Genomic DNA, 13841 nt, shown 5'->3' on the forward strand with positions numbered 1-13841 from the left:
GGACATAGCTGTGTACTGAAAACGGACACTAAGCACATCTGTATTGGTAATGTATTTTCTTAAGTTTATGTATTTTAAAAGCTTTTAACTTTGGCATCAAAATTGATTAGTGAATAGGTATCAATGCCGAAGGAGCTGATATTATGGATAAGAAAATCACTAAAACAAACCATCGCCGTTATATCAAACCGGCACTTTTTAGCTGTTTCGCTTTGCTGGTTGGCTTTGGCGCTTATAGCCTGAGTCAATCTGCTGAGCAGGGACAAATGCAAACCGTTCATAAAGCTGGGGTCACTGTAAGCACGGTGACCAGTGGTGAGTTTAAAAACGCGTTGAGCATTCGTGGCCAAGTGGTGCCAAAAACAACGATTTTCCTTGATACCGTGTCGGGGGGGCGTGTCGAGGGCAAATTGGTGGAGCAGGGCGTCTACGTCGAACAAGGGCAGCCATTGGTACAACTGTCTAATACCAACTTGCAGCTTGATGTGATGAGCCGTGAGGCCCAGGTGACAGAACAACTGAATTTTTTACGCAATACTCAGATGACTATGACTACCAATGGTTTGAATTTAAAGCGTGACCTATTAGATATTGAATTACAGATAAGCCATTTAGAACGCAGGCTACGTCAATCAGAGGCATTGCTTAAAGAGGGCTTGACCAGCAAAGATGAGGTGGATGAAATTCGTCAAGACCTGCAATACAACCGCGATATTCACACGCTGACTTTGGAGCGTCAAAAGCAGGAAACCAGTATTCGAGAGGTGCAACTGGCGCAACTAGAGGACAGTGCCAAAATGCTACAAAACAACCTGCAATTTGCGCGCAAAAACCTCGAAAGTTTGCAGATCACCGCCCCTGTTTCTGGGTACCTCAGTGAGCTAGATGTGCAGGTGGGTGAATCGAAGCAAGCTGGCGCACGATTAGGTCAAATAGATATTCCCGGTGAGTATAAGTTAGCTGTGAGCCTAGATGAATACTACCTAACACAAGTCTCGTTAGGTATGGCTGTCGAGATTGCGCACGGTGGCAACACGCTGCAAGCTAAGGTGAGTAAAATTGATAGTCGTGTGACCAATGCCCAATTCCAAATTGAAGCTGAATTGCCATCGGGCATTCAAGCAATAAAGCGCGGTCAAGGCCTTGATGCCCAGTTGATGCTCAGTGATGAACAAGCACAAGCGACACTGTTACCGCGCGGCGCATTCTTTACAACCAGTGGGGGTCATTGGGTGTTTGTAGTGAATAGTGATGGTACGCAAGCGGCACGTCGTGATGTGCGTTTGGGCAAAAAGAACCAATATTACTATGAAGTTATTTCTGGTCTTGCGCCAGGTGAGCAAGTTATCACGTCTAACTATGGCAACTTTGACAAAGCCCATGTATTGAATTTAACCAATTAAAAATTATAAAAATCAATAAAGATTAAGGAACAATAATGATTAAGCTTTCAAACTTAAATCGCGTATTTAGAACGCACGATGTTGAGACAACGGCGTTGAATGGCATCGATTTAACCGTTGAGCAAGGGGAGTTCGTGGCCATCATGGGACCTTCGGGGTGTGGCAAGTCGACATTACTGTCAGTGTTGGGCTTGCTGGATGCGCCATCGAGTGGGAGCTATAACTTTGATGGTACCGAGGTAGCTGGTTTCTCTGAACAGCAAATGGCCAATTTGCGTAAAGCATCAATTGGTTTTGTATTTCAGAGCTTTAATTTGATTGATGAGCTAACTGTATTTGAAAACGTCGCGCTGCCTCTACAATACCAGAATGTCTCAAAGGCGGAGCGTAAGCAGCGTGTAGAAAATATTTTAAAGCGCGTGGCGATTGATCATCGAGCTAATCATTTACCGCAACAGCTGTCGGGTGGTCAGCAGCAGCGCGTGGCTGTGGCGCGTGCACTGGTTATTAACCCCAAGCTCATCTTAGCGGATGAACCCACCGGTAACCTTGATTCTAAAAACTCTCAGGAAGTGATGACCATGCTGCGTGAGTTAAACCGTGAAGGGACAACCGTGATAATGGTGACCCACTCGGAGAGTGAAGGAGAGTATGCGGACAGAGTAATACACTTACTTGATGGTCAGGTGGTGGTTGATAAGGCCAGCCAAGTGAATCAAGCTGCGAACGTTGCTTAGGCCTTGGGCCAGTAGTACAACCCAAGGAGATATTATGTTTTCAAGTTATATAACAACGGCGGTGCGTGCTTTTGCCAAACATAAGCAGCATTTTGCTTTGAATGTACTGGGGCTAAGTTTGGGCCTCGCGGCAGCAATTATGGTTGCATTATTTGCCGCGTATGAGCTGTCTTTTGATCGCCAACACCCTAATGCTGAACAAGTGTATCGAGTTCATACTGACTATCGAAGCTGGGGGTTGCAGTTGATTGGTGCGTCAAGCTCAGAGCAACCTATCAATATGAAGAGCCAGTCTCAGGTTGAGGATGTGTTGCTCATTGCAGACGCTGAAGAGATGACGTACTACCAAGCGCCACTGCCTTTGGCGGTAAAAATTGCGGATAGGGAAGTACAATTACCAAATTTTTATGCGGTCAGTGAAAACCTGTTAGATTTCGTTGCGCTCGATGTGATTGCAGGATCGGTCGAGGAAGCCATTACTTTGCCAAATCAATTGGCGCTCAGCCGCAGTACTGCGATGAGTCTGTTTGGCCGAGATAACGTTGTTGGTGAACGCTTGATCAATGAGTCTGGTGCCTACACGGTTGCTGCGGTATTTGAAGACCTGCCAGACAACACACACTTTTATTTTCACACACTGACTGCAATTCCAAATCATGCGCAGGGTGCAATCAGTGGGTACGTTTATATGCGCTTCGCACCTCAAGCAGATGTACCTGCATTGGAGTCTGAGCTCAACCGTGTCTTCACAGAACAATCGCAAGGAAGAAATAAAACTCTATCACTGCACTTAGTGCCACTATTAGATGTACACTTCAACAGCAGCGGCCCATTTGAAATGAAACCAGGTGGATCCGAGCAAGTCGTTTGGGTCAGTGTGGCGTTGGCCATTGTGTTACTGATTGTTGCGAGTACCAACTTTATCAACTTAAATATTGCCGCTGCAGCACGACGAGCGAAAGAAGTCGGTGTGAGAAAAGCGCTCGGTGCCAGCCGTTTGCAATTAATCCAACAGTTTTTAACGGAAGCATTATTGGTAGTGAGTATTTCAGGTCTGATCGCATTGGCATTGATCGAGATGACGTTGCCTTGGGTGAATCAGATCCTGGGTAGAGACTTAAGTCTGGACTTTTCGATATGGTTCTTAGTTTCTGTTGTCGGCGTAGTGATCTTAGTGGGTATTTTATCGGGGTTGTATCCGGCATTATTCATTTCTTCGTTCAGCGCAAAGCGCGTATTAAGCGGCGATTTACAGCGCGGCCAAACCGCGATTTGGGTGCGTAAACTGACTTTATATTTTCAAAGTGTGTTGTCAATCGCGTTAATCATCGCTGCGGTGATTATTTACAAGCAGATGGCACTGGTTAACGACCTAGAGGTTGGGTATAGCAAAACAGACCGGCTACTGGTCAAGGAGTTACCAGCGGAGTCACTGTTTAAAGGTGAAAATAATCGCTTATTTGACAGCATTCGCGCTTTGCCGGGCGTGGCTCAAGTCACGGTGAGTAACACGAACCTAACGGTCGATATGAACAGTGAACTCTTTTTGACTTGGCCAAATGGCGAGCAAATTGAGGGAACACAGCCTACAATTTCAACGGGGTACCATGCTGTTGAAGCGCTGGGCCTTTCCTTATTGGCGGGGCGCGACTTCTTGCCTCAATATGGGTCAGATTGGGCGCGTACGGATGAACAAGAGGTAAGACGTTACGGTATCTTAATTACCGAAAGCTTGATGAAACTGGCGGGTTATACCGATCCGAACGAGATTATCGGTAAACAAGCAACGGCCCATGAAGGACGCACACAAGTGACAATTGTGGGTGTTGTAGCCGATGTGAAATTGGGTTCTGCAAAACAACAAAAGTTGCCGCTGTCTTTCCGCCTAGGTTTAAATAACCGTCCTTTTGCAGACATTGTGGTGAAGTTGGATAAAAGCGTACCTGCCGAGCAAGTCTCTTCGCAAATTCAAGCCATGGTTGCTCAGCAATTGAAGCTGCATGAAGTCTCCATCACACGTATTGAAGATGAGTACCAACGTGCACACATTAGTGAATATCGAGTGCAGCAACTGGTGTTATTATTCAGCTCATTGGCGGTCTTTTTGACTTGTCTTGGGGTATTAGGTTTGGCGTCATTCTCCGCATTACGCAGACAAAAAGAGGTGGCTGTGCGTAAAGTCTTAGGTGCATCTCGCTTTAGTATTGTTAACTTGCTGGCGCAGGAGTATTTGGTGCTGATAGCAGCAGCGGTGTTACTGGCTTTTCCGGCGAGTTACTGGTTTTTAGATGGCTGGCTGAGCCATTTTAATGAGCGTATTACACAAGCGCCTTGGGTTTATTTATTTAGCGCTGTATTTGTCGCGCTGAGCACTTGGCTAACTGTGGCTCTGTTGGCTTTTCGTGCCGCAAGTGTGCGCCCATCACTTATTTTACGTTACGAATAAAACGCAGCAGGGTCAGCATTCGCTGGCCCTATTTTTACATCTCGGTTTATTCAGACTTTGGTGCACTAATATGCAAGTGGCCGTCTTTCATATCCATCGTCATGACAAAGTGTTTGAACACCTCATACCCGACAATACCTTTCACTTTAACGCCTTTTACGTGGCTTTTTGTTGCCGAGTACTGACTAACGATGTTCGCTTTGCTGCCTTTTGCCGGAAAGGTAACACTGACATCCGAGAGTGAGAAAGCACCGAATTTCACCTCTTTGGCTTTGATATGTTCGGTTTCGCCTGTGGAGTTTACCCCTGAAAACGACATTTTTTCGTTTTCTGTATCTAGCCAGCCAAATTTATCGGCATAGCGGCGTTCAATCATAATACCGCCAGTAAAACCGGTGTCGAGGAGCATCCAAGCTGAGTCACCTTCCAATTCTACCTTGACGATAGGTTGGCCATACCCCTTTTGAATTTTGAAGTCGATGTTCTCATATTGCTTGAGATCTAGGTGGTCATGGGTAAGCAGGCGTATACGACGGTTGGGATAATCAATTTGGGTGTTGAACAATTTGAAAAAACCACGACCAAATAGTATCGAGTTGTTCGGGTTACCTAACGCTATTTCAGGCAGCCCTTCTAGGTTTGTGTTGATACCAAAAAATGACACCGGCACCTTTTGATAGACCTTATTGCGCTGTGAAGCAAATGCACCTTCAATATTGACATTGCTACTGTGTTTGTATTTTAGTTTATGCGCCGTGACGAAATTTGCGTTGATGGCATTGAGTCCTGCACCCGTGTCCAACACGGCGTAGCTGTCAATATCTGACACTTTGACTGGAATGGTGATAAGGCCGTTTTGATAGGTAAAATCTAGCCAAGGTGTGACGGCTGCATAGGTAAAAGAGTGAAGAAAAACCCCTAATAATATAATGATGTGTTTCATTTCTGCGCTTAAATGTGTCGGTGGTTTAATCAATGTGCATAATTTTATGGCGGGGTAGTCGTGGTCGCAAGTTTTTTGAACAATGAGTGCTTGTATAAACAGCAAAGTTTCGACTACAATGCACATAAATTTCGAAACGAAACTTATGTGAATATTAGATGACAAAACGAAACACGCAACAGCGCCGACATACCATCGTCTCACGTGTAAATAGTGAGGGAGAGGTGAGTGTTGACGCTTTAGCAAGCGAGTTTGCAACATCAGAAGTTACGATTCGAAAGGATTTAACCGCGCTGGAAAAAAGCGGATTGCTACTGCGTCGATATGGTGGTGCCGTGGCGCTACCAAAAGAAATTGTGGCGACCGACACCGATAAACAGGATCCGCAGCGCAAAGTGGCCATTGCCAAAGCCGCAGCGGCACTTATCCGTGATCACAACCGTATCATTATCGACAGTGGTCGAACAACGGCTGCGATGATCCCTGAGCTTGCCAACAAACGCGGATTAGTGGTGATGACCAATGCGATCAACATCGCCAATCGACTCCTGTCGTTGGAAAATGAACCTACCTTATTGATGACCGGCGGCACGTGGGACCCCCACTCTGAGTCGTTTCAAGGCCAAGTTGCCGAACAGGTGCTACGCTCTTATGACTTCGATCAGCTATTTATTGGCGCCGACGGCATTGACGTGGCACGTGGTACAACAACGTTTAACGAATTAATTGGTTTGAGTAAGGTGATGTCAGAGTCTGCCAGAGAAGTCATTGTGCTGGTGGAGTCTGAAAAAATTGGTCGCAAAATACCGAATTTAGAGCTGCCTTGGCAGCAAGTCACGACCTTGATCACCGACAACACCTTGGCGTTAGACATGCGTCAAGCGATCGAGGCCCATGGCGTAAACGTGATCTGTGCAGAGATCACACAAGATTAAACACACAAACGTGCAAAAAATGGAGAGATTATGTGTGGAATCGTAGGAGCTGTGGCAGAGCGCCCAGTTAACCGAATCTTAATTGAAGGTTTAAAACGTTTAGAATACCGTGGATATGATTCAGCAGGTGTTGCGTTAAGCGATGCTGGCACTTTGAATACCGTTAAAGCGGTCGGTAAAGTGGCTAACCTTGAAAGCGCATTGGACAGCGCAAACGTAAAAGGCACAACTGGTATTGCACACACACGTTGGGCAACACATGGTGGTGTAACCGAAGCGAACGCTCACCCACATTTATCAAATGAGCAAATCGCGCTCGTTCATAATGGCATCATTGAAAACCACGAAGCACTGCGCGTTGCACTGCGTGATGATGGTTATACGTTCTTATCGGATACAGATACAGAAGTGATGGTGCACTTAATTCACCAACTACGCCAACAGCACAAAACATTGTTAGAAGCTGTTCAAGCTGCGACGAAACAGTTAGAAGGTGCGTACGGTACGGTTGTTTTTGATAAAGAAAACGACAACGAGATCATCGTCGCGCGCTCTGGTAGCCCTTTGGTTATTGGTTTAGGCCTAGGCGAAAACTTTATTGCTTCTGATCAGTTGGCACTTTTACCTGTAACGCGTAGCTTTATCTTCTTGGAAGAAGGCGACGTTGCACGTATTACACGTGATACGGTTGAAATCTTTGACGTTGACGGTAACCCGGTTGAGCGTGAAGTCGTTGAGTCAAACATCACGCAAGATGCTTCCGGTAAAGGTGAATACCGCCACTACATGCTAAAAGAGATTTACGAGCAACCACTGGCGGTACGTAATACGCTAGAAGGCCGCCTTGAAAATGACAAAGTGGCGATTGACGCGTTTGGTGACAGCGCCAATCAAATCTTCAAAGATGTGAAACATGTTCAAATCATTGCATGTGGTACGTCGTATCACTCAGGCATGGTTGCGCGCTACTGGCTTGAGCAATTTGCTGGTGTGAGTTGTAATGTAGAAATCGCGTCAGAGTTCCGCTATCGTGAGTCGTTCGTTCATGAAAATAGCCTATTAGTGACAATTTCACAGTCAGGTGAAACTGCAGATACACTGGCTGCGCTTCGTCTTGCCAAAGAGCAGGGCTACATGGCTTCAATGACCATTTGTAATGTCCCTGGTTCATCGTTAGTCCGCGAGTCAGATTTGGCATTTATGACCAAGGCTGGTGCAGAGATTGGGGTTGCGTCAACCAAAGCGTTTACTACTCAACTAGTTGGTTTATTAATGCTAACGGCTTCGATCGCGCAAGAGAAAGGCCGTGATCAGAGTGCCATTGTTAATGCTATTAAGACGCTACCAAACAAGCTGGAAGAAGCACTCAGCATGGCCGATGGCATTGAAGCATTGGCTGAAGAGTTTGCCGACAAGCATCACTCGCTCTTTTTAGGTCGTGGTTCTCAATACCCAATTGCAATGGAAGGTGCGTTGAAGCTGAAAGAGATCTCTTATATTCACGCAGAAGCTTATGCGGCGGGTGAATTAAAGCACGGTCCTTTGGCACTGATTGACGCAGATATGCCTATCATTGTTGTGGCGCCCAACAACGAACTGCTTGAAAAGCTCAAGTCAAACGTTGAAGAAGTACGTGCGCGTGGCGGCATTATTTATGTCTTCGCTGACAAAGACTCTGCATTCTCATCAGACGACACAATGCGTGTTATGAATGTGAACCACGTCGAAGACATCATTGCGCCAGTTGTCTATACAATCCCATTACAGCTACTGTCATACTACGTTGCTGTGATTAAAGGCACTGATGTTGACCAACCACGTAACCTAGCGAAATCGGTAACGGTTGAGTAAGTGGATTGCACGAACATAAAAAGTTGTGGCTTAGGAATAAAGATTCATACTAAGTATTAAAGTGTCATCCTAAGTAATAAAGTTTCATACTAAAATAAACTGAAAAGCCGACAAAAAGTCGGCTTTTTAATAATCTCTTACAGGTAGTCGAAGAGCATTTGTCTGTTCTTGAGTAGAAAATTGTAATACCTGTTTTTATTCTGGCCGGATTCCTCATCGCTTTTGTCAATGAGCCACTGACTACACAACAACCAGATTAATGCACCTCTCTCGGTTAATATAATTTCGTCTTGATTATCTGCCATCCCATAGTCTCGTCTTACAGAGGCTTTTAGATCATCATTTAAGCTAGGGTGCAATTCTAATAGAAGCGGAAGCATCGTGTTCCACTTTACGTCATGAGCTAATAGCTCATATGGCTGCGCATCTTTTTCGACAACATTAAGGTTAATATTACAAGCTCGAGCGAAGTTGAAATTCTTAAAGCTATAGCTATTACTAGATCTATCGTAAGCTCTAAAAAGCCAGTTTTTACCGTCTGATATTAGAGTTAAAGGGACTAATTCTCTGCAGCTATGGTTGCAACTATTCGCGGAGATATATTCGCAATTAATGGCTTGCTGGTTAAACATAGCTCTGGTGATTTTTGACACCTGATCAATGTTTAATTGTTCTGGCACTTTCCCGACTCGTGCATAATTTAATATTGGCTTACCTATTAACCTGTTTTTGTTAAAGCCGTGCGAAAGCATTCCTAAAGCAGTGTCAGCATCCATAGCTATAATAGGCTCATAGGAGTCTTCACAGATCACATTAACCTTCCTGCTCCTATCATATTGCATATTATTTGGTTTTAGCTTGTGATACAGAGATAAAAGTCTTGAAGATGAAGCTTCTGCTAAGTTGAAAGCTTCGGCCAAGTCCGTTCTTTGTATCGAGCCTGTAAATCGAAGTTTAAAGTCTACAAATGCTAGACGCTCTGCATTCGACCCATATTCTTCACTCAATTTAGCGTAGTCATAAGTTGTTGCCATAACACTTTCACTCTTATTTTTTTAATGATATTAGCAGTAGTTTTCATGAATTACACGAATCATTTTGATATGTGATATTTGTTTTTATATAAAAAAGCAGAGATCATTATTTGATCTTTCATAAACACAGGTGTAGTATGTATTTTGTTCGATAGCGAACATGTTTTAATCATTACAATTAATTGGAGGTAAAAATGGCAAAAAATGCACCTTATGGCGATGGTAAGAGAATTGGTGCTGTAAAAGAGCGTTCTCAATTCCAGACTCCGTCAGGACTATGGGCAAAAAGAGATACAAATACAGGAAGAATCATGGATGTAAAAATGGATGGAGAACCATTTAAGGGGGTGAGAAGAGAGAAGAAGTGAAAGACCTATCGAAATAGGTCTCCATACAAATTGGCAGTTCAGGGCGGCCACCCTGTTCTAATTTTATAGAAAACAACCAATGTCCTTGACTATAAATCTAACTTATATGATTCGTCAAGGGCTGTGGTCCCAGGAAAAATTATGAGTAAAAACGATTCTAAGAAAGAATCATCAGAAGACGTTGAGTATATATACAGACCTTATGTAACTACCCCATAAGCTGAAACAGTTCATAAGTAGAATTTTCCATTAACTAAAATAGGAAAATTTACGATGAGAAAAAGTAAGTTCACCGAAACCCAAATTGTCGGCATGATAAAAGAAGTAGAGTCAGGTTAAGACGTAAAGGAAAGCGCCGTGTACCAACGAGAACACCTGAACCATTAACTGCACCAACACAACATAATGAGTCGTGGTCAATGGATTTTATGAGTGATGCGTTAAGCTATGGGCATCGTTTTAGAACATTTAATGTACTCGATGACTTCAATCGACAAGCATTAGCCATTGAAGTTGATACCAGTTTAACGGCTGAAAGGTTTATTAGGACACTAAAACAGCTCATTGCTTGGCGCGGTAAACCAAAGCAAATTAGAGTAGATAACGGCCCTGAATTTACCTCAACTGCACTGGACTCTTGGACAGTGGAAAACAACATCAAGTTGGAATTTATAAAATCTGGCAGCCTTTATCAAAATGGCTTTGCGGAAAGGTTTAACCGAAGCTATCGTGAAGAGGTATTAGATTTATACTTGTTTGAGTCACTACAAGAAGTACATGACACCACAGATAAGTGATTAGATACTTATAATTATGAGCGGCCTCATGATTCACTTGGCTATATGACACCAATTGGTTATCTTGAGGCTGCATAAAGTTCTACGAAAGTGCTGTACTAAATTGGGTGGAGTTACACAGGAGCACTATAAATAATCACAGTTCAATGAAAAGGATAGCTTTAGTCTAACAATAAATCCTGCTATTTCCCCTCAAAAACACCTTATGGGGAGACAAATTTGTCCTCACCTCTATTATCATAGTATGTACTGTTCCTATTCGTCTAATTGGCGATTAGTCTGATTAGCAATACGTCTACTTTGGTAGTCAACTGAGTCCTCATGAGTAGAGACATAAAGATCTATACTATCGAGATCATAAGGTCCCCACCTCAAGGCATAAACGTCTCCCCTATAAAGGTTACATGTCATAATTATTGTGCTGTAATTATGACATGATTCAAGTGGAGCGACGTACATGTCTACAGCAAAAACAAAAGAAATTACAGCAGAAAAAGCTGTTCAAACAAATGAAAAAAAATGGGGAAAAACTCTTATGGAATCTGGATGGACTGCCTTTCCCAGTATTATTTTGGAAAAGCAGCATGCTCTAGGTTTAAGCGCCATGGACGTTAATATCATATTGTACTTGTCTACCTTCTGGTGGGAAGCGGAAAATAAGCCTCATCCATCGAAAAAAACTATAGCTGAAGCGTTGAATGTAGATCCGAGAACTATTCAAAGAAGGATTTCAGCTTTAGAGAAGGCGGGATTTATACGTCGAGAATATAGGCCCGATAAAGACAAGGGAAATAAATCAAATATTTATCATTTTGATGGGTTGATCAGTGAGGCAGAACCATTTGCTCTTGAGAAAATCGAGGCTAATAAAGCCAGGGCGGAAGAGGCAAAAGCTCGCAGAACAAGGAAGAAACCGAAGAAAACAGTATTTACTGCAATAGATGGCGGTAAATCTGACTAAATAAATCGAGTGCTATATGTGGGAAAGTTGAAAATTTTGGTGTTTTAGCTGGTTGGACCACTTAGGTGTAAATGTGTGTTATATTATAAGTTGGGCGCTATATTTATTTCAGTGTTTTCGTTGTGTTAAAATCGTGGTAGAATAATCATATATAAGAGAATTTTGCATATTGAGGAGTTATATAAGTAAGGATGATTTTATAAGAAGAAATTAATTGTCGTGAGGGAGCGCCTCGACCTATGCCCTGATATTGCATATTGGCGTATGCATTGGGAAAGGCCGAGAAGCTGAGCATTTCTATGCGGCGGAATTGCACGCAGAGAGACACTGTTTATTTGACACCATTCAGTATATCTCCTGCACAGCTTTAGCGCAATCATGTGTATTTATACAGGAGATGTACCTATGCTTATGTGTAGCTACCCTATGCCTGTGCGTGTACGAGAGTACAAGCGTTTCCGTTATGGACGCTGGGAAATTGTATGTTCACACTGTCGGAGCCTGCCTAACGGCTAAGGCTTACTATGGGAGCTGCTCTTTAAATAGAGTGGCTTTCATTCTATCGTATTTTCTTTATGCCTTTACCTATGCCTATGACGTTTAGTTGTGCTTATGAAGCAGAACCGCCAGGGGAAACATAGGCAGTTTGCGATTTGGCATGCCAAATTGAGTCACTTTCAAATTATTTATAAAGTGCTTTTAAAATACTTTATAAGTACTTTAGAAGTTTAATTAATCTTATTTAATGGGTGATTCATAAAGTGATCACCGAAAGTCTTTATTAGAGCTTTATTCTTTGAGTTTTTTATTTTTGCAGAGACGTCTTTGTAGTCTCTGTACACAACTTCATATTGTTTTGTGTTTTCCTTAGCTGTATTTAGCTTCGTGATTGCTTCATCTGAAAACGTACTTGATGTCCAGAATTCAAAAACTAGATGTCGATCTCTCCAATCTGGATGGGCCAGGGCAAAGGCTCGAAATATTGGTACCTGTTCAGTGAGCCAGTATTTGGCATCTTCACCAGATACTTGTTTGTTAAATCCATATCCTTTTCCCTCGATGAACCTGACTTCCCGATGGTTGGAGCATATAACATCAGCTTCTTTGATTCCTTTTGGGGTTTGGCAAAGTCGATTCAGCTCTACAGGGTTAGAATACTCAGATCGCATAGTTTCAGCTATTATGTATTCAAATAACGCCCCCCTTAACCTACTAGCGGCACCTTCAATTTTTCCCAATAAGTTGAATATGATATCGATTTTTTCAGGCTCAATAGAGCGGATAGCAACCTCTGAAAGTATGTCCGTTAGTTCTTTTAAGCCTCGTGCTGTTTCGTTATCAAAAATTACTGAGGTCGTTGAGGGAGAAATACCTTGTGACTTAAGTTTCTTGAATGCTGCATCGCTGAAAGAGTGGGCAAAAAAGAAGCAGAGTTGCTTACCCACATTTTTTAAACCTCTAAGTGCGTTTAGCTTTTGTAAAAATGGAGCAATTCCAGACTCGCTAACTTCATGATTAAGCAGAATGTCACATACAACAAACCCTGGGTTGGGTTTTGAGCTGTTGTTCGGGAAAGTTACAAGAGGGCTTAGATAAGATGGGCCTGCCAAGTCCCAGGCTGTGGTGCTTACCGTAGGGTTTTTTTCCAAGGAACGAACAGAAACTTGGTTGTATGAGATAAATCCAAGTTTTCGCATCCAGCTTTTAACCCCACGAAGAACAAGTTCTTCGGTAAATAACCTTGCTTTCATTGCCGGTATTAATGTTTCAACATGATTTACATGAAGCCCTAGGTATATGCAGGGTCCTATGCCTTCGACGTGTATTTCTTTAAATAGATTTGCAGACTTTAATTTATTGAGTACAACTTCTGCCGCTAGATGTTTCTTTTGTCTAATGGGAGCGCCGCAGGCTATTTCAAAATGGCGCCTTGGCATAATGCCGCCCCTTTCCTTCAATGCTGTTATAGCAAAACCATAGGCAGAGTTAGTTGACAGTAAAGCTAGTTCGAGGCGAACCCAATACAAATTGCTACCGGCTTGTTCCTTTAGAAAAAGGAACTTGGCTCGTCTCGGAAATGACAGGTCTAATCGTAAAATGTCCTCGCCAGCTCTGGACACTCTTTGTCTAGCAGCGTCCGGAGTTAGCTCCAACGTGTTAACTAGGTACTCAGTTATTTCAGAGCTCAAAGCAGGTCCGGATTTTTTTAGGTATTTATGAACCAAGTTATTCATGTCACACTGCGCTATATATACAAGATAAATTCATAATGGGCCCAAAAAAAAGGTCGAGTGAACAGCCCTTTAAAATTGGGTGATACAGAGGTGTTCTTTTTTGTCTTTAACTAAGAGTGTCACAGTCGCCGG

At 43.1% G+C, this 13841-nt stretch carries 10 protein-coding genes and 1 pseudogene; 8 read left to right on the forward strand and 3 right to left on the reverse strand.

Annotation, left to right across the window (positions count from 1 at the left end):
- Positions 1-143: 143 nt before the first annotated feature.
- The 3 genes from L1286_RS13375 to L1286_RS13385 are packed head-to-tail and all read left to right on the forward strand — an operon-like array spanning position 144 to position 4586.
- Positions 144-1403, forward strand: a complete 1260-nt coding sequence (locus tag L1286_RS13375; protein WP_235407553.1) for an efflux RND transporter periplasmic adaptor subunit — start codon at positions 144-146, stop codon at positions 1401-1403.
- 35 nt (positions 1404-1438) lie between these two features.
- Positions 1439-2140, forward strand: coding sequence for an ABC transporter ATP-binding protein (locus L1286_RS13380; RefSeq protein WP_235407554.1), 702 nt, complete (start codon positions 1439-1441; stop codon positions 2138-2140).
- A 34-nt stretch (positions 2141-2174) separates the two neighbouring features.
- On the forward strand, positions 2175-4586 hold the full coding sequence (locus tag L1286_RS13385; RefSeq protein ID WP_235407555.1) for an ABC transporter permease: 2412 nt from the start codon (positions 2175-2177) through the stop codon (positions 4584-4586).
- 46 nt (positions 4587-4632) lie between these two features.
- Here the strand turns inward: L1286_RS13385 and L1286_RS13390 are convergent, their stop codons facing one another.
- Positions 4633-5529: an aspartyl protease family protein gene (locus L1286_RS13390; protein ID WP_235407556.1), complete on the reverse strand. Its 897-nt coding sequence runs from the start codon at positions 5527-5529 to the stop codon at positions 4633-4635.
- A gap of 158 nt (positions 5530-5687) precedes the next feature.
- Here L1286_RS13390 and L1286_RS13395 point away from each other — a divergent pair, with 158 nt between their 5' ends.
- Together L1286_RS13395 and glmS are read left to right on the forward strand one after the other, a co-directional pair.
- Positions 5688-6464: a DeoR/GlpR family DNA-binding transcription regulator gene (locus tag L1286_RS13395; RefSeq protein WP_235407557.1), complete on the forward strand. Its 777-nt coding sequence runs from the start codon at positions 5688-5690 to the stop codon at positions 6462-6464.
- Positions 6465-6494: 30 nt separating this feature from the next.
- On the forward strand, positions 6495-8315 hold the full coding sequence (gene glmS / locus L1286_RS13400; protein ID WP_235407558.1) for a glutamine--fructose-6-phosphate transaminase (isomerizing): 1821 nt from the start codon (positions 6495-6497) through the stop codon (positions 8313-8315).
- A gap of 137 nt (positions 8316-8452) precedes the next feature.
- Here glmS and L1286_RS13405 read toward each other — a convergent pair whose 3' ends face one another.
- Entirely contained in the window at positions 8453-9349 is an 897-nt protein-coding gene (locus tag L1286_RS13405; RefSeq protein WP_235407559.1) for a WYL domain-containing protein, read from the reverse strand.
- 194 nt (positions 9350-9543) lie between these two features.
- Here L1286_RS13405 and L1286_RS13410 point away from each other — a divergent pair, with 194 nt between their 5' ends.
- From L1286_RS13410 to L1286_RS13420, 3 genes and pseudogenes are all read left to right on the forward strand, one after another.
- The gene (locus L1286_RS13410) at positions 9544-9717 is read left to right on the forward strand and encodes a hypothetical protein (protein ID WP_235368545.1); all 174 of its coding nucleotides are present in this window, start codon (positions 9544-9546) and stop codon (positions 9715-9717) included.
- 407 nt (positions 9718-10124) lie between these two features.
- Positions 10125-10592, forward strand: a pseudogene (locus L1286_RS13415) (integrase core domain-containing protein); the annotation flags it as partial.
- Positions 10593-10971: 379 nt separating this feature from the next.
- Entirely contained in the window at positions 10972-11475 is a 504-nt protein-coding gene (locus L1286_RS13420) for a helix-turn-helix domain-containing protein (RefSeq protein WP_235407561.1), read from the forward strand.
- Between the two features lie 728 nt (positions 11476-12203).
- Here the strand turns inward: L1286_RS13420 and L1286_RS13425 are convergent.
- Positions 12204-13709, reverse strand: coding sequence for a hypothetical protein (locus tag L1286_RS13425; protein WP_235407562.1), 1506 nt, complete (start codon positions 13707-13709; stop codon positions 12204-12206).
- Positions 13710-13841: the final 132 nt, after the last annotated feature.

The sequence above is a fragment of the Pseudoalteromonas sp. SMS1 genome, assembly GCF_021530565.1.
Classification (GTDB): domain Bacteria; phylum Pseudomonadota; class Gammaproteobacteria; order Enterobacterales; family Alteromonadaceae; genus Pseudoalteromonas.